This is a genomic window from Luteibacter anthropi, assembly GCF_011759365.1.
GTDB classification, from domain to species: Bacteria; Pseudomonadota; Gammaproteobacteria; order Xanthomonadales; family Rhodanobacteraceae; genus Luteibacter; species Luteibacter anthropi.
This window is the reverse complement of sequence record NZ_JAARLZ010000002.1, coordinates 331,251-352,399: the sequence shown is the minus strand read 5'-3', so window position 1 is coordinate 352,399 and position 21,149 is coordinate 331,251. Positions and strand designations below refer to the sequence as shown.

At 65.2% G+C, this 21,149-nt stretch carries 12 protein-coding genes; 8 read left to right on the top strand and 4 right to left on the bottom strand.

Annotated elements, in window-relative coordinates:
• Nucleotide 1: 1 nt before the first annotated feature.
• Nucleotides 2-1,339: a heavy metal sensor histidine kinase gene (locus HBF25_RS04220; protein ID WP_166946693.1), complete on the bottom strand. Its 1,338-nt coding sequence runs from the start codon at nucleotides 1,337-1,339 to the stop codon at nucleotides 2-4.
• Complete coding sequence (locus HBF25_RS04215) at nucleotides 1,339-2,025, bottom strand: heavy metal response regulator transcription factor (protein WP_166946692.1); 687 nt, start codon at nucleotides 2,023-2,025, stop codon at nucleotides 1,339-1,341. Before HBF25_RS04215 ends, HBF25_RS04220 begins: the two co-directional genes overlap by 1 nt.
• 223 nt (nucleotides 2,026-2,248) lie before the next feature.
• On the opposite strand from HBF25_RS04215, the gene copC reads away from it, so the two are divergent.
• From copC to HBF25_RS04190, 5 genes are all read left to right on the top strand, one after another.
• Nucleotides 2,249-2,635, top strand: coding sequence for a copper homeostasis periplasmic binding protein CopC (copC, locus tag HBF25_RS04210; RefSeq protein ID WP_166946691.1), 387 nt, complete (start codon nucleotides 2,249-2,251; stop codon nucleotides 2,633-2,635).
• A gap of 4 nt (nucleotides 2,636-2,639) precedes the next feature.
• Nucleotides 2,640-3,539, top strand: a complete 900-nt coding sequence (gene copD, locus HBF25_RS04205; protein ID WP_166946690.1) for a copper homeostasis membrane protein CopD — start codon at nucleotides 2,640-2,642, stop codon at nucleotides 3,537-3,539.
• Between the two features lie 18 nt (nucleotides 3,540-3,557).
• Nucleotides 3,558-5,357 carry a copper resistance system multicopper oxidase gene (locus HBF25_RS04200; protein ID WP_166946689.1) on the top strand — a complete coding sequence of 600 codons (1,800 nt, stop codon included), beginning with the start codon at nucleotides 3,558-3,560 and terminating at the stop codon, nucleotides 5,355-5,357.
• Nucleotides 5,354-6,166, top strand: a complete 813-nt coding sequence (locus tag HBF25_RS04195; RefSeq protein WP_243853033.1) for a copper resistance protein B — start codon at nucleotides 5,354-5,356, stop codon at nucleotides 6,164-6,166. The genes HBF25_RS04200 and HBF25_RS04195 overlap by 4 nt, the downstream gene beginning before the upstream one ends.
• Before the next feature lie 100 nt (nucleotides 6,167-6,266).
• A complete protein-coding gene (locus HBF25_RS04190) occupies nucleotides 6,267-7,637 on the top strand; it encodes an amino acid permease (RefSeq protein ID WP_166946688.1) in 1,371 nt (456 codons plus the stop codon).
• 1 nt (nucleotide 7,638) lies between these two features.
• On the opposite strand, the gene phnX is transcribed toward HBF25_RS04190, so the two are convergent.
• Both phnX and HBF25_RS04180 read right to left on the bottom strand, forming a co-directional pair.
• A complete protein-coding gene (phnX, locus tag HBF25_RS04185) occupies nucleotides 7,639-8,472 on the bottom strand; it encodes a phosphonoacetaldehyde hydrolase (protein ID WP_166946687.1) in 834 nt (277 codons plus the stop codon).
• A 100-nt stretch (nucleotides 8,473-8,572) separates the two neighbouring features.
• On the bottom strand, nucleotides 8,573-9,196 hold the full coding sequence (locus HBF25_RS04180; RefSeq protein ID WP_166946686.1) for a hypothetical protein: 624 nt from the start codon (nucleotides 9,194-9,196) through the stop codon (nucleotides 8,573-8,575).
• A 443-nt stretch (nucleotides 9,197-9,639) separates the two neighbouring features.
• Between HBF25_RS04180 and HBF25_RS04175 the strand changes: the two genes are divergently transcribed.
• The 3 genes from HBF25_RS04175 (at nucleotide 9,640) to HBF25_RS04165 (ending at nucleotide 21,137) form a co-directional block, all read left to right on the top strand.
• Nucleotides 9,640-10,539 (top strand): glycoside hydrolase family 19 protein, encoded by a 900-nt coding sequence (locus HBF25_RS04175; RefSeq protein ID WP_166946685.1) that lies wholly within the window; start codon nucleotides 9,640-9,642, stop codon nucleotides 10,537-10,539.
• A 474-nt stretch (nucleotides 10,540-11,013) separates the two neighbouring features.
• Nucleotides 11,014-20,535 (top strand): autotransporter-associated beta strand repeat-containing protein, encoded by a 9,522-nt coding sequence (locus tag HBF25_RS04170; RefSeq protein WP_243853031.1) that lies wholly within the window; start codon nucleotides 11,014-11,016, stop codon nucleotides 20,533-20,535.
• A gap of 158 nt (nucleotides 20,536-20,693) precedes the next feature.
• The gene (locus tag HBF25_RS04165; RefSeq protein ID WP_166946683.1) at nucleotides 20,694-21,137 is read left to right on the top strand and encodes a PACE efflux transporter; all 444 of its coding nucleotides are present in this window, start codon (nucleotides 20,694-20,696) and stop codon (nucleotides 21,135-21,137) included.
• Nucleotides 21,138-21,149: the final 12 nt, after the last annotated feature.

The following is a 21,149-nucleotide window of genomic DNA, read 5'->3' as shown; positions in this document are numbered from 1 at the left end:
GTCACGACAAAGGGAGTCGCAGCGTGAATCGCGTGCGCTCCCCGACCCGGGTCACGGCCATGCCGCCGCCGTGGGCGACGGCGATGGCCCGGGTGATGGCGAGGCCCAGCCCGGCATTGTCCGGGCCGGGCCGGCGCCCGCCGTGGTCCAGCCGGGTGAAGCGGTCGAACACGTGCGGCAGGATGGCCTCGGGGATGGCCGGGCCATCGTTGTCCACGTGGATGGCGGCCGTGGTGCCCGTGGTTTCCAGGGTCACCACGATATCGCCGCCCCGGTCCGTATGCCGGATCGCGTTGGACAGCACATTGCCCACCGCGCGGCGGATCATCAGGCGGTCGCCATCTATCACGGCATCGCCATGCATCGACAGGCGCACGCCGCTGTCTTCGGCCACGGCATCGTAGAAATCGAACAGCGCCGTGATCTCGTCCGTGAGGCGGACAGGCTCCCGGGATGGCAGGGTCAGTTCGTTTTCGACCTTGGCAAGGTAGAGCATGTCCGAGACCATCCGCGACATGCGCTGCAATTCCTCGACGTTGGATACCAGCGCTTCGCGGTAGGCATCCTCGGAGCGGGGTTTGCCCAGCACCACTTCCGTATTGGTCATGAGGTTGGTGATAGGCGTGCGCAGTTCGTGGGCCAGGTCGGTCGAAAAGGCCGAAAGCCGGTCGAAATCGCGCTGCAGGCGGTCGAGCATGCCGTTGAGTGTGTGGGCGAGATCGGCCATCTCACCCGGAATGCCATCGACCGGCATGCGGCCGTCGAGATTGCTGGCCGTTACCTCGCGCGCCCGGGCGGCGATGGTGCGTAGCGGGCGGGTACCGCGTCGCGCCGACCACCAGCCGAACAACCCCGTGACCAGCGCGGCAAGCGCGATGTAGATCGCCAGCGTGCGCTGGTAGGCGTGCAGGAAGTGGCTGTGGATGAAGGTATTCATCACCAGCGTGATCGTCAGGCCGCCGGAAGCGGCCGGTTCGCGCAACGCGCGGTAGACGATGCCATCGGCTGACCAGTTCGTGCGGCCGTCAGCAAGCATCGGCAGGTGGGCGGGAAGACTGGGCGAACGGTAGACGATGGCGCCATCGCCGCGCGTCACCTCGACATCCAGGTGAGGGCGCATCGACACGAACTCGCCCAGCTGCGAGGTCATGCCCGCGCCCGGGTTGCTCTGCACCGTGTGACGCACGATGGCGATGTCCTGCGAGAGCGCCGCGAAATCCTCTTCGGCGAAGTGTTCTTCCATGGCAGATGCAAGCAGCAGGCCCAGGCCCAGCAGCACGGCTACCGATGACAGCACGAAATAGGCGGCGAGCCGGGTGGTCAGCGACAGGCTGCGCATCAGTCGTCCACCCGGGGATCTTCCAGTACATAGCCCATGCCACGTACGGTGCGGATGAGCTTGGGCTCGAAGTCGTCGTCGATCTTGGAGCGCAGGCGGCGGATGGCGACATCGATCACGTTGGTATCGCTGTCGAAGTTCATGTCCCATACCTGCGAAGCAATCAGTGAACGTGGCAACACCTCGCCACGTCGGCGGATGAGCAGTTCCAGCAGCGCGAACTCCTTGGCCGTGAGGGCGATGCGCCTGCCGTCGCGCACGGCGCGGCGGCGAACCAGGTCGAGCGTCAGCCCCGCCACGGCCAGTCGTTCCGTCTGCACCGTGTTGGCACCACGGCGGAGCAGGGTGCGCAGGCGGGCAAGCAGTTCGGCGAAGGCAAACGGCTTGACGAGGTAATCGTCGGCGCCGAGGTCGAGACCGCGCACGCGGTCCTGGATGCTGTCCCGTGCGGTGAGGAAAAGGACAGGCACGGTCGATTGCGATGCACGCAAAGTCTGGACCACGGTCCAGCCATCGAGCTTGGGCAGCGCGACGTCGAGCACGATGAGGTCGTAGTCACCGGTGAGCGCCATGTGCAGGCCGTCCACGCCATCCGCCACCAGGTCGCAGACAAAGCCGGACTCCGTCAGCCCCTGCTGGAGGTAGCGTCCTGTCTTGGGCTCGTCTTCCACGATGAGCAGTCGCATGGTTGCCTCTTCGTCCTTCCGGTATCGTCTGCCGGTGCATGTACATCGTGCCATGTCGGCGGCCCATGACTTTCCAGGATTACGGAATCGTCATGTTGGCGTCAGGCGTCGGTTCCGCGGCTTTCCCTATGCTGATGTCATCGGGATCCGCCGCGAGGGCGCCACTTTACGGCCTCGATCCGGGTCCAGATCAATCCTTACCCCCTTAGTTGAGGCACCCTCCATGCATACCTTCAGGTCGCTTTCCCTCGCACTGCTGGCCGTGCCGGCATTTTTCGCCAGCGCCGCCGCTTTTGCGCATCCGAAGCTGGTGTCGTCCACCCCGGCCGACAAGGCTGAAGTCAGCGCGCCGGCCACCGTCGAGCTGGCTTTCTCCGAAACCCTCATGCCGCAGATGTCGGGTGCGGATGTCGTGATGACCTCCATGCCGGGGATGCCGGGCATGGGCGCCATGAAGGTCGGCGCCAGGGCTTCCGTGTCGGACGATGCGAAGACCCTCATCGTCACGCCGCTGCGTCCGCTCGCCCCGGGGGCCTATCGCGTGGACTGGCACGTGGTGTCCACGGACACGCATGCGGTCAAGGGCACGCTGACCTTCAGCGTGAAGTAACGACGTGGACGGCTGGATGACGATGGCGGCACGCGGTGGGCTTTATGCGTCCGTGATGCTGGTGTTCGGCGTGGCGTGTTTCCGCTTGCGCCTGAGCCAGGTGGACACGGTGCTGGACGTCCGCTTCCGTCGCATCGTCATCCTTGCTGCCATCGTTGGCCTGCTGTTTTCGATCATCGCGTTCCTGGCGATGGTGGCCGGCATGACGGGTACGTCATCCTTCGAAGCCAATGCCCCCATCGCGCGGATGCTGCTTGTACAGACACCGGTGGGGCATGCAGGCGTCGCCAGGGAGGCGTTGCTTGCGATAGCCCTCATCGTGGGGTTTGCCGCGGCCCGCTGGGCATGGCCCACGACGATGCTCGCGGGCATGGCGCTGGCCACGCTGGCGTGGTCCGGGCATGGCGCCATGGACGAAGGCTGGCGCGGCGCCCTGCATCTGGCGATGGATGTCGCACACCTGCTCGCGGCAGGGGCATGGATCGGCGCACTGGTTGCGCTGCTCGTCCTGGCACTACGCGCCAGCGGCAGGCCATCCGGCAGTGCGGCCGTGCTTGCCAGTGCATCCATCGGTTTTGCCTCCACCGGCACGCTCATCGTGATCGTGCTTGGCATCACGGGCATCGCCAATTACCTGTTCATCGCCGGTCCTGAGTGGAAAGACCTCGTCAGCTCGACATGGGGCATCGTCCTGCTGGCAAAACTCGCCGTCTTCGGGCTGATGCTCATGCTCGCTGCCGCGAACCGCTATCGCTTTGCCCCACGGCTGGCATCGTCGCTCGACAGCGATACGAAGGGTGTCGCGATCGCGCACCTGCGCCGCAGCCTGTGGCTGGAATTGACGCTGGGCCTGACGGTGCTTGCACTGGTCGGCTGGCTCGGCACGCTCGCGCCCGACGCGTGAGCCCAAGGAGAACTCTGCATGCATTCCTCCGGTTTCCCGGAACTCCCGTCGCCCTCGCGTCGCCGCTTCGTCACCGGGCTGGCGATGGGTGGCGTCGCGGCGGGCCTCGGCCTGCTCGTGCCCGGCAAGGGCTGGGCATCGCCTTCGCAGGGGCAGCTGTCCGTGTTGAAAGGTACGGATCTCTCGCTTGAGATCGGCACCTCCACCGTGAACTACACGGGCGCCTCGCGCATCGCCACCACGATCAACGGTGGCATTCCCGGCCCGTTGTTGCGCCTGAAGGAAGGCACGACGGCCACGCTGCGGGTCACCAACCGGCTGCCCACGTCCACGTCGATCCACTGGCACGGCATCATCCTGCCGTCCGACCAGGATGGCGTGCCGGGCTTCAGCTACAAGGGCATCGACGCGGGGGAAACCTTTGTCTACCGCTTCCCGGTGCGCCAGTCGGGCACGTACTGGTACCACTCGCATACGGGTTTCCAGGAACAGACCGGCGTCTATGGGCCCATGGTGATCGACCCGGCCGGCCCCGAGCGCTATCCCAGCGATCGCGAACACGTGATCATGCTCTCGGACTGGACCGACATGGACCCGGAGCGACTGTTCCTGCGCCTGAAACAGCAGAGCGACTACTTCAACTACGGCAAGCCCACGGCGGTGGATTTCTTCCGCGACGTCCGCAGGAAGGGCCTGGGCGAGGCACTGTCCATGCGCCGCATGTGGAACAGCATGCGCATGAATCCCACGGACTTCAGTGACGTGGGGGCCGCGGCCTATACCTATCTGATGAACGGCTATTCGCCCTCGGGCAACTGGAACGGGCTGTTCCGTCCCGGCGAGAAACTGCGCCTGCGCTTCATCAACGGCTCGTCGTCGACGATCTTCGACGTACGCATACCGGGCCTGAAAATGACGGTGATCTCGGCCGACGGCCAGGATGTGGAGCCGGTGCCGGTGGACGAATTCCGCATATCCGTGGCCGAAACCTATGACGTACTGATCGAACCCACGGAAGACCGCGCCTATACCGTCTTCGCGCAGTCGATCGATCGCGCTGGCTACACGCGCGGCACCCTGAGTCCGCGTCCGGGCATGGAGGCCGACGTGCCCGCCATGGACCCACGCCAGTGGTTGGACATGCGCGACATGATGGGCGCCATGGGCGGCGATACGTCGGGTCCGGGCATGGCAGGTATGGACCACGGTTCGATGGCGGGCATGGAAGGCATGGACATGTCCGGGATGGACCACGGCGCCATGGATCATGGGTCCATGGCCGGCATGAGCGGCATGGTGAACGTGCGCCACGCGAAAACCGAGTATTCCCCGGCGGTGGACATGCATGTGGACATGCCACGCACCAACCTCGACGACCCCGGCATCGGCCTGCGTGACAACGGCCGCCGCGTACTCACCTATGCCGACCTGCACACGGTGGGTGGCTCCATGGACGAGCGCGAGCCGGGCAGGGAGATCGAGCTGCATCTCACGGGCAACATGGAGCGTTTCATCTGGTCGTTCGACGGGGTGAAGTTCTCCGATGCCAAACCCGTGCATTTCCGCAAGGGCGAGCGCGTGCGCGTCGTCCTGGTGAACGACAGCATGATGAACCACCCCATCCACCTGCATGGCATGTGGAGCGAACTGGAAACGCCCGAAGGTGCTTTCCAGGTGCGCAAGCACACCATCAACGTGCAGCCCGCGCAGCGGGTGACCTATGCCGTCACGGCCGACAATCCGGGACGATGGGCCTACCACTGCCATCTGCTCTACCACATGGAAGCGGGCATGTTCCGCGAAGTGGTGGTGTCATGAAGCGGATCCGGAAACGCCTTGTCGCCACGGCGCTGTTGCTGGCTTCCACGTCGCCGGTATGGGCCCAGGAAATGATCATGGGCCCGATGCAGGGCGGCAAGGCGCCAGCGGACGCCCGCAGCCCCGACTATTCCGATGGCGTCGATTACGGCGACATGACCGGCATGGACATGAACGACAGCGGCCCTTACCGGATGCTGCTGCTCGACCAGCTCGAAGCCGTGCATGGTCGCAGCGCCAACGGACAATCCTGGGAGGCGCAGGGCTGGTACGGCGGCGACATCGACCGCCTGTGGGTGCGAACCGAGGGCGAGCGCAGCAGTGGACGGCTGGAGGAGGCCGACGCGGAGGCGCTGTGGAGCCATGCCGTATCCACCTACTGGAACACCCAGCTCGGCGCGCGGCAGGACTTCGGCACGGGCCCGAACCGGACCTGGGCCGCCGTGGGCATCCAGGGCCTGGCGCCTTACTGGTTCGAGACCGAGGCCACCTTCTATGCGGCCGCCGGAGGTCGTACGGCGGCCCGCTTGCGCGCGGAGTACGACCTGCTGATCACCCAGCGGCTGATCCTCCAGCCCGAGCTGGAAGTGAACGCCTACGGCAAGGCCGACCGGCGCCAGGGCACGGGCTCCGGACTATCGGATGCCTCGTTCGGCCTGCGGTTGCGCTACGAGATACGGCGGGAGTTTGCCCCGTACATCGGCATCCGCTTCGTCGACCGCTTCGGTCGTTCGGCCGACATGGCCCGTGCCGAGGGCCAGCCGGTGGTCGACCGGCAGGTGGTAGCCGGCATCCGGGCCTGGTTTTGACGCCTCCCAGGCCCCCTGACCCCCGGGCCATGTCCCCGGGGGCACTAAACCCGGATAATCGACCGGCTCCCGACTGGGAACGCAGACGACCGAGGTGGTAGTGAAGGGGAACAAGCAGGGCCTGACCGGACGGCAGGTCGAATATTTCGCACTGGGCGGCGCCCTGGGTTCGGGCATCTTCCTGGGCGTGGGGCAGGGCATCCGCATCGGCGGTCCGGCACTCATCCTGGCGTATGCCGTGGCCGGCATCGTGATGTACATCGTGGCCCGCTGCCTCGGCGAGATGGCCCTGAACGGCAACCGCAGCGGTTCCTTCGTCAGCTACACCAAGCGTTACTGGGGGCCGCGCGCGGGCTTCGTCCACGGCTGGGGTTACTGGGTCTGCGGCACGATGGTGTGCATGGCCGAACTCACGGCCGTGGGCATGCTGGTGCATAGCTGGATGCCGTCCATCCCGCAGTGGATTCCCGCCTTGGGCGGCCTGCTGGTGCTTTGCGGCATCAACTCGCTGCGCGTGCGGGTGTTCGGCGAAGTCGAGTTCGGCATGGCGCTGATCAAGATCCTGGCGCTGTCCCTGTTCCTCGTCGTGGGCGCCTACCTGCTTTTTGCCGGCCCCACGGCGAGCCTGCCCACGGCCACGGTGAAGAACCTCTGGACCCAGGGTGGTTTCTTCCCCACCGGCCTGCACGGCTTCCTTTCCGTGCTGCCCATCGCCGCGTTCGCCTTCGGCGGCACGGAGCTGATCTGCCTGGCCGCTGCCGAAACGGTAGAGCCGGAACGCACGCTGCCGCGCGCGATCAACGGGTTGCTGGTGCGCCTGCTGCTGTTCTACGTGGGCACCACCTTCCTTATCGTGACCCTGGTGCCCTGGCGCGACGTGCCCACTGACGGCAGCCCCATCGTTGCGATCTTCGAGCGCATGGGCGTGCGTGCCGCCGGTGCCATCATGAGCATCGTGCTCATCACGGTGCTGCTTTCGGCCTGCAATTCGCTCATGTTCGGCATGGCACGTGTGCTGCGCGCGCTGGCTCTCGAACGCTGCGCGCCGGCACCCTTCGGCAAGCTCAACCGCTACGACACGCCGGGCAATGCCGTGATCGTGTCGATGCTCGCCATCTCGGCGGCCATCGCGCTCAATTACTACATCCCCGGTGAAGTGTTCGGCCTGCTGATGAACAGCATCGCCATGGCCGTGGTGGCCGTATGGGCCATCTTCGTGGCCGTGCACCTGCGCTTCCGCCGCAGCGTGAAGGACATCGGTGCGCTCACCTATGCCGCGCCGCTGTCGCCCTGGGGCAACCTGTTCGTGCTGGTGTTCCTGGTCGCCGTGACGGGCATTCTCGCCATGGATGCCACGTTCCGCCCTGCCTTCATCTATGTGGCAGGACTGTTCGCGGGCTTGTTCGTATTCACCCTGATCCGCAAGCCGCCGCCCGCCGTGGATACGGCAGGCGAGCCTTCCACGGACTGAATCAGGGCTTGCTACCCTCGGCCAGCCAGCCATCGATGCGTTCGATGGCTGGCATGAGGTCGGCGATGCTGTCGACGACGAGATGCGCGCCGGCTTTCTCAAGCCGGCTCCGCGCAACAGCGATGCGACGCGCACGCTCATCCGCTCCGGTGGCCTGCCACTCTTCCAGCGAAAGCCCCACTTCGTTGCCACTGGCGGCGATGCCTACGGCCCACATGCCGGCGGCGCGCCCGGCCGCCAGCCCGCTGGGACTGTCGTCCACGACGACGCAGGAGCGCACGTCGGGCACCTGCAGTGCAAGCGCATTGTCGAGACACATGTCGGGCCAGGGACGTCCACGGGGTACGTCACTCACCGTGGTGCAGTGATCGGGAACGTATCCCCGCGCCGCAGCCATGGGCGCAAGATAGGTCATGACCTCATGGGGGTAACCCGTGGTGCTGCCGATGCGTATATCGCGACGGCGCAGGGCGGCGATGGTATCGAGGGCGCCCGGAATCAGCGCATGGTGCTTTTCCACATGCTCCGGGTCGATCTCCAGGAAACGGGTGTAGAGGCGGTCGACGTCCGCTTCAACCGGTTCCGCGCCAAAGCAAACAATCCAGCGCTTCTTGACCGCCGGCATCGCCAGGATCATCGCGATATGTTCGCGCTTGGCGGCACCCATGGGTTCCCGCGCTTCAGCAATATCGATGGGCAGGCCCGCCTCATCGAAGACCTGCCGGAACGCTCCCACGGGTGCCATGCAACCGAAATCGAGCACGGTACCGGCCCAGTCGAAAATGACGGCGGACACCGGACCATGGCAGGTGCCGCTGGAAGAGGGGAGGTGCATGGCGTGACCCTTGTCGCTGGAAAAGGCCACAGCCTAGGCGGCCGATATGTCGCGCCCGTGGTGGATGTCTAGACAGTCGGCGGAACTGTCGAGGGCATCGTCACTTCTTGCAGCCCAGCGTTTCGTACGACTGCATGACGCGATAGTCCAGCGTGCCGCCCGGCAGGTTGCGGCGCATGCGGATCTTGCTGCATTCCATGTACGTGCCTACCTTGCGCACCGTATCGCTGATGCTGGGCGGCGGCACCACATGGATGCCGGCCGTCACCGGAATGGTCGAGCCGGGCAGTGACGGCCCGGCGTGGCGGCCTGCGGCATCGAGGCCACGTCGCAGGGACGGATCGCCATAATCCCCCGAAGGTGGTGCGGGTGTTGCCACGATGTCGCTTCCAGGCTGCGCCAGGGGGGCGTTGGTCACCGGTGGTGACGGTGCGGGTGCCACAGGCTCCTGAGTGATCCTGGCAGTCCGCGACGCGGGGATGACCGCAGCGTGCCGCGTTGGTAGCGACGGGAGCGGGGGAGGCGGGGGAGCGACACGCTGAGTGTCGTGGAGACTCACTTCCAGTGCCGATGCCGGCGTGCGGGATGCATCGGTGGAAGAAGCCATGCCGTTTCCCCGGAGCCCCAGCAATACCGCCACCAGCATGAGGTGCCCGAACAGGACCATTCCGATCACGACACCGCGGGTGATCGCTTCACGGGTTGTCCGGCTGGCCTGCCTCATCCTTGCCCCCTGTCGTTGACGGCCCATCTGGTCGTCAGCGGGGCTTGGACAGGGCATGCGCCGCTTGGTTCAACGGCCCGGTGCAGAGTGCCCGGGGAGAAAGATAGGACGTTTCATGGATGTTGCCCCGGGTCCGTGATCCGATTCACGGAAATAGCGGTCCGCGAAAAATTGCCGAATCCTCATGAAGCTGCGGCAGCCGCCTTGCCTATAGTTCATCCCGCTGTAGCGCCTGTATGGATTGGGGAATCACGGCCGGGTCATCCGGCCTGGCGCTGCGCGCTTCGAACTACGTCGCCATCGAGCGACGACACATAAGCGGGATCTGGATGAGTCACTGGCCTTGTCGGCACCGGTATGCCCGGACGCCGGCCGGACCGTGCTCGCTTCGTTCGTTATTCATGGGAGAAATACACGTGACAGGCAGGACCCTTTCCATCTGTATGGCTGTAACCGTTGCCGGACTGCTTTCGGCGGGATCGCCCGAGGTACGCGCCGCGCCCCAGTCGGACACCTCGTTCGCAGCCGCCGCCACCTGCAATGCCGTGACCTGGTCGGCAGGCATCAACTACACGCTGGGCACCGTGGTTCGCTACGCGCCCAATGGCAATTACTACAAGCTGGTCAATGTCGGCACCAATGGCAGCGACGGCACCGACCCCACCATCAGCACCTGGTACTGGCAGCCTACGCAGTGCGACAACTCCGGTGGTGGCTCGTCGGGCGGCAGCTTCGTGGTCAGCGAAGCGCTGTTCAACCAGATGTTCCCCAGCCGCAACAGCTTCTATACCTATGCAGGCCTGGTCTCTGCATTGTCGGCGTATCCGCAGTTCGCCACCGAGAGCAACGCCTCCGTCGCGCGCCAGGAAGCCGCCGCCTTCCTCGCCAACGTTTCCCACGAGACCTCGGGCCTGGTCTACATCCGCGAAGTGAACCAGGCCAACTGGAACTCGTACTGCCAGCCGGTGGGTTCCTGCGGCAACCTGCAGTACTACGGTCGTGGTCCGCTGCAGCTGAGCTGGAACTACAACTACTCGGCCGCCGGCAACGCCCTCGGACTCGACCTGTTGCACAACCCGGATCTGGTGGCGACCAACTCGGCCGTGGCCTGGAAGACCGCCTTGTGGTTCTGGATGACCCAGTCGGGCCAGACCGCACTCACGCCGCACCAGGCGATCTCGGGAGGCCAGGGCTTCGGCGCGACGATCCGCGCGATCAATGGGGGCATCGAGTGCAATGCCACCGGCGTGGGGCATGACGAGATGCAGGATCGGGTGAACATCTATACGAACTTCACCCGCCTGCTTGGCGTGTCCACCGGTAGTGGTGCACTCGGCTGCTAGCGATTCCCCGGCCTGGTTTGCAGGCCGGTTCCTTCCGTCATGCACTCAATAGGCATGGAAAAGGTTTTTTGTTGCCGCAATTGAGTCTTTCGAAATAATCCTCGCCGTTTCGTAATCGGGTTATTTAGAGCGTGACAAATCGCAAATGAGCAAGGCCGTCGAAAGGATTTTCGACGGCCTTTTTGATTTCATTCTCATTTCATGTTTTGCCGATTCTGTTGGGATTATCTCGTGACTGCCCTGAAGTTGCATTTGTAAACACCTGTCCGGGCGTGGCTTGCCAAATTTATGCATTCGCCCCTCGGAGGGGTGCCTTAGTCTCGGCCCCGGGAATCCTAAATCAGCGTTAATGAGACTTGCCCTATGTCGACAGTGGGATGGCCTTTTGCGGCCTTTCGTCGGGGCGGCTTTTTGCGCGAATGGGATTCACATTAATCAATGGCACAGCGCAATCATTCGGACCGGGGAAGCATCATGAGCCAGCGTCGTATTGAAACTGTTCGCCGCAACTCGCTTACGAAGAGCATCTACGCCGCTCTGGCATCCGTCCTCATCATGCCGGCTGTCAGTGAGGTCGCCCAGGCGACTTGCACGCTGCCTCCGGCGGCAGTCGTCACCTGCGCCGTCGGCACCCCTCAACTGAACTATGCCAGTCCCACCGCTGGCATCACCGTCAATGTGGATACGGGGGCCATCGTCAGCGTTCCGGCCCTGCTTGGCGGTAACGCCATGACGTTAACCGGCAACGGCATCACGGTGAACAACCAGGGCATTATCGACCCTGCAAACCAGGGCGGACTCAGCCTCACGTCTGCCGGCATGATCCTCGGCAACAACACCGTCGGCGGCAGCACGATCAACGTCAACAACGAGGCGGGCGGCACGATCAAGGGCATCTTCAACATCGCGACGCTGTTCGGCTACGGTGGCCAGGCCATCTCCGCGCAGAATGCGACGGGAGGTGTAACCAACATCACCAACAACGGTACGGTAGGCATGTCGCTGCTTGGCCTGGGCAATCTGTCCGATGCCCTGGCGATCGTCTCGTACGGCGGCGGACAGACCAACCTGACCAATACCGGCAACATCACGGGCCGTATCGCTTTCGCCGGCTCGGGTACCGCCAACGCCGGTAACACCTTCCTCAATGCCGGCACGGTCAGCGGCAGCGTCTATATGGGCGATACCCCGACCGGAAACACCTTTACGGCCGTGTCCGGATCGAGTGTGTCCTCGACCGGTATTTCTCCTGGCGGCCTGCTGACCGGAGTGACCGGCGTGAATACCGCCGCCGCCGGTGTCGTGGACGGCGGCGCCGGCGCGAACAATTTTCTTGTTCTGCAAAATTCACCGACGGGCCCTGGGTCTGGCACCGGCGGTGCCCCGACGACAATCAGCGCCACGAATTACCAGCGCTTCCAGCACCTCACCGTCAACAGCGGTACCTGGAATCTCCAGGGTGCCGTGGCAGTGACGGATACGACACTCAACGACGGCCTGATCAACTTCGACAACGCCGGCGCGTTCGGAACGGGCACGTTCAACGTCAACGGCGGCACGATTGCGGCATCCAATGCAGGGCTGACCCTGGCGAACAATTTCGCGCTCAACACCGGACGGCTCACGTTGGGCGGCACCAATGCATTCGGCCTGGGAGGCATCCTGACCGGTGCGGGTGGCCTCACGGTCAGCAATACGGGTGTGGTGACCCTGGGCGGTGCCAACCTCTTCAGCGGTGGCGTAAACCTCAACGCGGGTGGCCTGCTGCTTGGCAATGCCGGGGCGCTCGGTTCCGGCAACCTGACCATCGGAGGCTCGGCCACGCTCGATACCACCGGTGCATTCGGACTGGCGAACAACATCGTCGTCAACGGCGGCGGCAGTCTCAACCTGTTGGGTACCCAGGCACTCTCGCTCAATGGTTCATTGTCCGGCGCAGGCAACCTCATCAAGAGCGGTACAGGCACGCTGACGCTCGGTGGCAGCAATTCGCTGACCGGCAACTTCTCGATCACGGGTGGCGCGCTTGCGCTGGGCGCGGGCGGCAGCCTGTCGCCGACGGGGGCGATCACGCTTGGGGTGGGCACGTCGCTGGATCTTTCCGCGGCTGCCAATCAGGCCATTGGCTCGCTGGCCGGCCTCGGCGGCAACGTCAATCTCGGCACGCACACGCTGACGCTCAATGGCCTGGGTAGTACCAGTTATGCAGGCACCATCGTCGGCAGCGGCGGCCTTGTAAAACTGGGTACGGGCGTGCAGGCGCTCAGCGGCAACAATACCTTTACCGGTGGGGTTGCCCTGAATGCAGGTGGCCTGCTGCTAGGCAGCGGAGCGGCCATCGGAACGGGCGTGTTGAGCGTGGGTGGTGAGGTCACGCTCGATGGCACGGCGGCGATTTCGCTCAACAACGCCGTGTCGCTGAACGCGGGCGGTTCACTGAATGTACTTGGCGGACAGCCGCTCACGTTCAACGGCGTCATCATCGGTGCCGGCAACATCGTGAAGAGCGGTGCTTCGATACTGACCCTCAATGGCGCAAACACCTTCGGCGGCGGCGTGAACGTCAACGGAGGCGGCCTCCTTCTGGGTAACAACACTGCCCTCGGTGGCGGCACCCTGAACATCAACAATGCCGCGACGGTCGACGGCTCCACTGCACTGACGCTCGGCAACAACGTCAATCTCGCCCTGGGTGGTTCGCTGAATGTGCTCGGCGGCAATCCGCTGACCTTCAATGGCGCCATCGGCGGTGCGGGTAGCCTGATCAAGAGCGGCGCATCGACCCTGACCCTGGATGGTGCGAATACCTTCACCGGCGGCCTCAACATTTCCGCAGGTACGGTTGCGCTGGGTGCCGGCGGCAGCCTGGCGGCGACCGGCGCGGTGAACCTGTCCGGCCTGGGTGCAGACCTGGATATCTCCGGTGGCGGCAACCAGACGATCGGTGACCTGTCCGGCGTGCTGGGCAGCACGATCAACCTCGGCGCCAACACGCTGACCTTCGGCGGCATCGCCAACCAGACCTACGGCGGCATCATCAGTGGCGCGGGTGCGCTCGTGAAGAATGGCTCCGGGGTGCAGACGCTGACCGGGGCAAATACCTTCCAGGGTGGCCTCACGCTCAACGCAGGTGGGCTGCTGCTCGGCAACAACGGCGCCCTGGGTACCGGCGCACTCACTGTCGGCGGTGCTTCCACGCTCGACGGCACCGGCGCGCTCAACCTGGCCAATAACGTCAACCTCAACGCCAATCTGGATCTCCTGGGTAGCCAGGCCGTGACCCTGGGCGGTGTGATCTCGGGCACGGGTGCGCTGATCAAGGACGGCGCATCACTGCTCACGCTCAATGGCGCAAACACCTTCAGCGGCGGCCTGAACCTCAATGCCGGTGGTCTGCTGCTGGGCAACAACGGAGCGCTTGGCACGGGTGCACTCAACGTCAGTGGCGCGGCGACGCTTGACGGCGCGGCTGCCCTGAACCTGGGCAATGCCATCAACCTCAACGCGGCGCTCACCCTGCCGGGAACGCAGAACCTCACCCTTGGCGGCGTGGTCGCCGGTACAGGCAGCCTGACCAAGAACGGTGCATCGACGCTCACGCTCAATGGCGCAAATTCGTTCAGTGGTGGCCTGAATCTCAATGCCGGCGGCCTCGTGCTCGGCAACAACAACGCACTGGGTACAGGTGCGCTCAACGTCAATGGTGCGGCATCGCTGGACGCAACATCGGCGCTGAACATCGGCAACAACGTCAATCTTGCCGCCGCACTCACCGTGCCAGGCACTCAGGCGCTCACCCTCGGTGGCGTGGTCGCCGGTACGGGAAGCCTGGTCAAGAACGGCGCCTCGGTGCTGACACTCGACGGGGCCAATACCTTCAGTGGCGGCCTGAACCTCAACGCGGGCGGCCTGCTGCTCGGCAACGACAGCGCGCTCGGCACCGGTGCGCTGAATGTCATCGGCAACGGCACGCTGGATACCAGCTCGGCGTTGAGCCTCGGGAACAACGTCACGCTCGGTGCGGGTGGCGCGCTGAACGTCCTGGGCAGCCAGGATCTCACCCTCGCTGGCGTCGTCTCCGGTACGGGCGGCATCACCAAGAGCGGCGCGTCGTCCCTCACCCTCAATGGCGCGAACACCTTCAGCAGCGGCCTCAACCTGGCCGGCGGCACGCTCGTGCTCGGCAATAACGCCGCGCTTGGCACGGGTGCGCTCAATGTCACCGGCAACTCGGTGCTCGATGCGAATGCCTCGCTGAACGTCGGCAACAACATCGCGCTGGGTGCCGGCGCGGGCCTTAACGTGCTCGGCAGCAATCCGCTGACCCTCGGTGGCGTCCTGTCCGGCTCGGGTGGTATCTCGAAGAATGGTGCATCAACCCTCACGCTGACCGGTGCGAACACGTTCACCGGCGGTACCACGATCAACGAAGGCACGTTGGCACTCGGTGCCGGCGGCAGCCTCGCGGCGAACAGCGGCCTGGCGCTCAGCACGGCGGGTGCCACCTTTGACATCTCCGGTGCGACCGGCGATCAGTCCGTGGGCTTCCTCACGGGTGTGACGGGAACCAACCTGACGCTGGGTGGCAACGCGCTCACCTTCGGCGACGCGAGCGACCGGACGTTCGATGGCCTGATCACGGGTAGCGGTCGCCTGGTGAAGACCGGGACCGGCGTGGAAACACTCGGCGGCGCAAATACCTTCAGCGGCGGCGTAACACTCAATGCCGGCGGCCTGATCGTTGGCGACAACGCCGCGCTGGGCACGGGTGCATTGACGGTCGGCGGTGTGACCACCCTCGATTCGTCAGGACCGATCACGCTCGCGAACAACATCACGCTCAATGCCGGACTTACCGTACTTGGCAGCAACGCGCTGACGCTCAACGGCGTGCTTTCCGGCACGGGCAGCCTGACCAAGGATGGCACTGCAACGCTGACCCTCAATGGTCTCAACACGTACACCGGCGACACCAACATCAATGCCGGTACGCTTGCCCTGGGTGCAGGTGCCAGCCTGAACACCAACGGCACGGTCAACCTGGCCGGCGGCGCCACGTTCGACCTCTCCGCAGGCAACGGCTCCCAGGTGTTCGGTACGCTCAATGGCAGCGGCACCGTCAATATCGGCGCCAATTCGCTCACCCTGGGCGGCACGGCCAACGGCACCTACAGCGGCGCCATCGCCGGCACGGGCGGCCTGATCAAGGAAGGCTCGGGCACGGAAACCCTGACCGGTGCCAACACCTTTACCGGTGGCACGACGATCAACGCCGGCACGCTCGCCATCGGTGCAGGCGGCAGCCTCGCCGATACAGGTGCGGTGACCCTCGCCAACAACGGCACGACGTTCGACATCAGCGCGGGCGGCAACCAGAGCATCGGTTCGCTGGCTGGCGTGGCTGGCAGTACGGTGGCGCTGGGTGCGAATGCACTCACGCTCGGAGGCGTCGGCAACTCCGCCTTCGACGGTGCCCTGACGGGAACCGGCAGCCTGATCAAGAACGGCGCAGGCATCCAGACGCTGGGTGGTGCCAGCACCTTCAGCGGCGGCGTGACACTGAATGCCGGTGGCCTGGTGCTCGGCAACAACGACGCCCTGGGCACGGGTGCGCTCTCGGTCGGTGGCAATGCCACGCTCGACAACACCAGCCCGCTGAACGTCACCAATGCCGTGGACCTCGCGGCGAGCGGCAACCTCACCGTGCTGGGCAGCAATGCGCTCACGCTGGGTGGCGTCATCTCCGGTGCCGGTGGCCTGACCAAGGACGGCGCCTCGGTGCTGACGCTGACGGGTGCCAACACCTATACCGGCGGCACCACGATCAACAGCGGCACGCTGGCGATCGGTGCAGGTGGAAGCCTGGCATCGACCGGCGCCGTGAACCTCACGGGTACCGGCACGTTCGACATCTCCGGTGGCGGCAACCAGACCATCGGATCGCTGGGCGGCGTGGCGGGCAGCTCGGTGGCACTGGGTGGCAACACGCTTACGCTCGGTGGCGCGACCGACGGCACCTACAGCGGCGTCATCAGCGGTAGCGGCGGCCTCGTGAAGGACGGCGCGGGCGTGCAGACCCTCAACGGCGTGAACACCTTCAGCGGTGGTGTCGCGCTCAATGGCGGTGGCCTGATCGTCGGCAGCAATGGTGCGCTGGGCAGCGGCACGCTCACCGTGGGTGGCACGGGCGGTGCGACGCTGGATTCCAGTGGCCCGACCACGCTCGTCAATGCCATCACGCTCAACGCCGGCCTCACGGTGCTCGGTACCAACGACCTGACCCTCAACGGCGATATCTCGGGTGCCGGCAGCCTGACCAAGAACGGCAACGCGACGCTGACCTTGAATGGCAACAACACCTATACCGGCGGCACCAATATCAACGCCGGCACGCTAGCCCTCGGCGCAGGCGCCAGCCTTTACGCCAACGGCATCGTGAACCTTGCCACCGGCGCCACCTTCGACCTCTCGGCGGGTAACGGCACCCAGGTGTTCGGTACGCTGGTCGGCGGCGGCACCGTGAACCTCGGTGGCAACTCGCTGACGGTAGGCGGCGCCGCCGATGGTACCTATAGCGGTTCGATCGCCGGCACCGGCGGTCTGACCAAGATCGGTACCGGCACGGAAACCCTGACGGGTGCCAATACCTATACCGGTGGCACGACGATCAACGAAGGCATCCTGGCGATCGGTGCAGGCGGCAGCCTCGCCGCGAGCGGTGCGGTGAACCTTGCCAATGCCGGTACCGGTTTCGACATCTCCGCAGGCGGCAACCAGACCATCGGCTCGCTGGCCGGTGTGACCGGTAGCACGGTGACACTGGGCGCCAATGCGCTGACGCTGGGCGGCGTAGGCAATACCGCGTTCAACGGCGTGATCGCTGGTGCGGGCAGCCTCGTGAAGAACGGTGCGGGTATCCAGACGCTCGGCGGCGCGAACACCTTCACCGGTGGTGTCACGCTCAATCAAGGCGGCCTGGTGCTCGGCAGCAACGATGCACTCGGCACGGGCGCCCTCAGCGTGACCGCGAACGCTTCGCTGGATACGAATGCGCCAGTCACCATCGCCAACAATGTCGGCATCGCCACGGGTGCCAGCCTCGATGTACTGGGCAGCAACCCGCTGACGATCGGCGGCGTGGTGTCGGGTGCGGGTGGCGTCATCAAGGACGGTGCATCGACGCTGACCCTGACCGGCGCGAATACCTATACCGGCGGCACGACGATCAACGCTGGCACGCTCGCCATCGGTGCGGGCGGCAGCCTGTCGTCTTCGGGTGCGGTGAATCTCGCCGGCACCGGCACGTTCGACATATCCGCCGGAGGCAACCAGAGCATCGGTACTCTCGGCGGCGTGGCCGGCAGCACGGTGGCGCTGGGCGCCAACGCGCTCACGCTGGCGGGTGCGGGCGACAGCGTGTTCAACGGCACGGTGGCCGGCACCGGCAGCCTCGTCAAGAACGGCGCAGGCACGCTGAACCTCGGCGGCGCCAACACCTTCAGCGGTGGCGTCACCTTGAACGCAGGCACCTTGCTCACCGGCAACGATGCCGCGCTGGGCACGGGTGCGCTGACCGTCGGCGGTGCAGCCACCCTCGACTCGTCGGCGGCCACGACACTGGCCAACGCGGTTGTGCTCAATGCAGCGCTGACCCTGCCGGGCAACCAGGCCCTCACGCTCAATGGAGCCATCTCCGGCGCAGGCAGCCTCGTCAAGAACGGCAATGCGTCGCTCACGCTCAACGGCAACAGCAGCTACAGCGGTGGCACCACGGTCAACGGCGGCTCACTCACCCTGGGCAGCAACACGGCGCTGGGTACGGGTGACCTGTCGATCAACGGCGGCAGCCTGCAGTCCGGTGCCACGGCGGTCACGATCGCCAATAACGTGAACGTGGGAACGAACGGCCTGACCGTGCAGGGCACGCAGGACCTGGGTATCAACGGCAGCGTGTCGGGTTCCGGTGGCCTGCTGAAGCAGGGCACGGGCACGTTGAACCTGGGTGGCTCGCTCGCTGGCCTCACCGGTGGCGTCACGGTGAACGGCGGCGTCCTCAATGCCAGCAATCCGTACACCGGCAACATCACGGTGGGCGCGGGCGCGACGGCCAGCCTCAACGGCAGCGGCAACAACGTCACGGCCAGCGGTCCGCTGGGCGGCGCGCTGAACCTCGGCGGTGGCAGCACGATCAACGTGAGCTACGGCAACCTGCCGGGCATCACGGGTACGGTCAACGGCACCGCTCCGGGCAGCACGCTCAACATCACGGGCACGGGTGAGGCGAACCTGCCGGGTGCGTCGTTCACCAACATCAGCAACCTCAACGTCGGCGCAGGCACGCTCTCGGTCGCCAGCGGCACATCGGCAAGCTTCACCGGCGGTACGACGGTGGGTGGCAACCTGGTGGTCAACGGCAGCCTGACCGGTCCGGTCACCGTCAATGCCGGTGGCGGCCTCATCGGTGGCGGCACGATCAGCGGTCCGGTCACGGTCGGCAACGGCGGCACGGTGGCGCCGAGCGGCACGAATGGTGCGACCGGCGCGGCGGCTGGCACAGGTACGCCGGGCTCGACGCTCACCACGGGCGGCCTGGCCCTGGGCGCCGGTTCCACGACCCAGGTGCGCACCAACGCAGGCGGCGCCAGCGACAGCATCAACGTCAATGGCAGTGCTTCGCTCGGCGGCCAGCTGGTGGCACTGCCCTCGGCCGGCACCTACGCACCGATCACCAACTACACGATCATCAATGCGAGCGGCGGCATCTCGGGTGCCTATGCCAGCGTGGTGCAGAACACCTTGCCGTTCCTCAATGCCAGCGTCACGCAGCAGGGCAACCAGCTGATCCTGACGCTGAGCCAGGCCGGTGGCGGGCAAGGCACGGGTGGCAAGCCGTTCAACCAGTTCGCCGGCCTCAACGGCAACCAGTACCGCATGGCGACGGCGTTGCAGACCATCGCGACCTCGGGCGGCAACCCGCTGCCGACCCTGCTGGGCTATGCACGTGGCCTGACCTCCGACCAGGTGATCCGCTCGTTCGATTCGCTCACGGGTGAAACCTATGCCTCGGCAGCGAACGCGGAACTCAGCGGCCAGAGCCAGTACCAGGACACGCTGTTCTATCGCCTGAAGCTGGCCCGCGACACGGGTGAGCAGGGCCCGGCCGTCTGGGCCGAGCCATACACCTCGAGCAGTGATTTCGATCGCAGCACCGATGTCGCCAAGACCGACTACCGCATCCATGGCCTCATCATCGGCGCGGATACCTCGGTCACCCCGGACCTGCGCCTGGGTGTGCATGCCAACTTCGCCAACTCGCGGACGGAAGTGGATCGCCGCGGTGATTACACCGACGTGGACCAGGCCGCCATCGGTATCCACGCGCTGTACTTCAACCAGCAGCAGTGGTGGGCGGAAGGCCTGGCCTCGTATGGCTGGCAGAGTGCCGACAGCGCTCGTCGTATCGCGGTCGGTCCGTATACACCGCAGGCCACGGGCAGCTACGACGGCAAGACGATCAACGCGGCGCTGGAAGGCGGCTATCGCTTCGAAGTGGGCAAGGGCCTGCACCTGGAGCCGTTCGTCGGTGCGTACTACACGAAGGTGAAGTACGACGCGTTCACCGAGAAGGGCGCAGGCGATGCAGACCTGCGCGTGGGCAAGGCCAACGCCAGCAGCATGCAGTACGGCGCAGGCCTGCGACTGGTCGGCGATGTTGACCTGGGCGTGGCCGGCACGAAGCTGCACCCGATCGTGATGGTGCGTTACCTGCACAACACCAAGGACGGTACGGTGTCGGTGAACAACGCCTTCGCGGGCGTGCCGACCGACAGCTTCGTCGTGCAGGGTTCGCGGCCGGTGCGCAATCACTGGCAGGCGGGCGTGGGCATGAGCTTCGACATCACCCCGGCCGCCAGCACCTTCGTGTACTACAACGCGGACCGCGCGGACCATTCGTCCAGCGATTCCGTCAACCTGGGGTTCCGCTGGAACTTCTGACGACGGACAGGCCCGGGTGACTTTCACGAGTCGCCCGGGCGGTTTGCCCCCACTTGAAGCCAAATACGACGCCTATCAGATAATTTGATAGGCGTTTACTTTTGCTATCAGGGAAACTGCCTGACAATCTGCCGTATCGATATATAGGTGACACGGCAGTGCAGGGTCTGAAGCGAAAACTGGTGTACGTGGTGGGCTACGAACTGATCGGCGTGGTCGTTTCGGCGGCCTGTCTTGCGATCATGGGCGGCAGTCACGCCTCGGTCACCGGCCCGCTCGCGGTCGTGATTTCCACCACCGCCGCCACCTGGAACGTGCTGTACAACACCTTGTTCGAGGCCTGGGAGCGTACGCGCGCCGACAAGGGCCGCAGCATGCTTCGCCGCGTGCTTCACGCCGCCGGCTTCCAGCTCTCGCTGGTGTGCATGCTGATTCCGCTGATTTCCTGGTGGATGGACGTATCGCTGCTGAAGGCAGCGAGCATGGAGGCGGTGCTGCTCATCTTCTTCCCGATCTACACCTTCGTGTACACATGGGCATTCGATCGCATCTTCGGGCTGCCCTCGCGGGGTGAGCCGGTGCCGCAGCACAAGGCGTCCTGAATCACCGGAAGG

Bases quoted from the DNA above. Each gene is read 5' to 3' on its own strand.
- HBF25_RS04175 (WP_166946685.1), top strand. From the start codon at position 9,640: ATGGCTGTAACCGTTGCCGGACTGCTTTCGGCGGGATCGCCCGAGGTA.
- HBF25_RS04220 (WP_166946693.1), bottom strand. From the start codon at position 1,339: ATGCGCAGCCTGTCGCTGACCACCCGGCTCGCCGCCTATTTCGTGCTG.
- HBF25_RS04215 (WP_166946692.1), bottom strand. From the start codon at position 2,025: ATGCGACTGCTCATCGTGGAAGACGAGCCCAAGACAGGACGCTACCTC.
- HBF25_RS04180 (WP_166946686.1), bottom strand. From the start codon at position 9,196: ATGAGGCAGGCCAGCCGGACAACCCGTGAAGCGATCACCCGCGGTGTC.
- copC (WP_166946691.1), top strand. From the start codon at position 2,249: ATGCATACCTTCAGGTCGCTTTCCCTCGCACTGCTGGCCGTGCCGGCA.
- HBF25_RS04200 (WP_166946689.1), top strand. From the start codon at position 3,558: ATGCATTCCTCCGGTTTCCCGGAACTCCCGTCGCCCTCGCGTCGCCGC.
- HBF25_RS04195 (WP_243853033.1), top strand. From the start codon at position 5,354: ATGAAGCGGATCCGGAAACGCCTTGTCGCCACGGCGCTGTTGCTGGCT.
- HBF25_RS04170 (WP_243853031.1), top strand. From the start codon at position 11,014: ATGAGCCAGCGTCGTATTGAAACTGTTCGCCGCAACTCGCTTACGAAG.
- phnX (WP_166946687.1), bottom strand. From the start codon at position 8,472: ATGCACCTCCCCTCTTCCAGCGGCACCTGCCATGGTCCGGTGTCCGCC.